This is a genomic window from Neisseria sp. P0014.S009, assembly GCF_051958155.1.
Classification (GTDB): Bacteria; Pseudomonadota; Gammaproteobacteria; order Burkholderiales; family Neisseriaceae; genus Neisseria; species Neisseria flavescens_C.
In genome coordinates this window covers 1-462 of record NZ_JBQCVS010000049.1, presented here as the reverse complement: position 1 = coordinate 462, position 462 = coordinate 1, and the positions used below count along the sequence as shown (strand labels likewise).

The window sequence follows — 462 nt, the reverse complement described above, 5'->3', positions numbered from 1 at the left end:
CCTACGGGTGGCTGCAGTCGAGAATCTTCCGCAATGGACGAAAGTCTGACGGAGCGACGCCGCGTGCGGGATGAAGGCCCTTGGGTTGTAAACCGCTGTCAGAGGGGATGAAATCTTCGGAGGTACTCCTCCGAAGTTGACAGAGCCTCAAAGGAAGCACGGGCTAAGTACGTGCCAGCAGCCGCGGTAACACGTACTGTGCGAACGTTATTCGGAATCACTGGGCTTAAAGGGTGCGTAGGCGGCGATTCAAGTCAGATGTGAAATGCCTGAGCTCAACTGAGGCATTGCGTTTGAAACTGAATTGCTAGAGTATCCTAGGGGTGTGCTGAACTGCCAGTGGAACGGTGAAATGTGTTGATATTGGCAGGAACACCGGAGGCGAAAGCGGCACACTGGGGGATAACTGACGCTGAGGCACGAAAGCCAAGGGAGCGAACGGGATTAGATACCCTAGTAGTC

The 462-nt window shown here is 54.5% G+C and carries 1 rRNA gene; it reads left to right on the top strand.

Annotation, left to right across the window (positions count from 1 at the left end):
* Window positions 1-462: ribosomal RNA gene (locus ACTHS4_RS11600) — 16S ribosomal RNA — on the top strand; the annotation flags it as partial.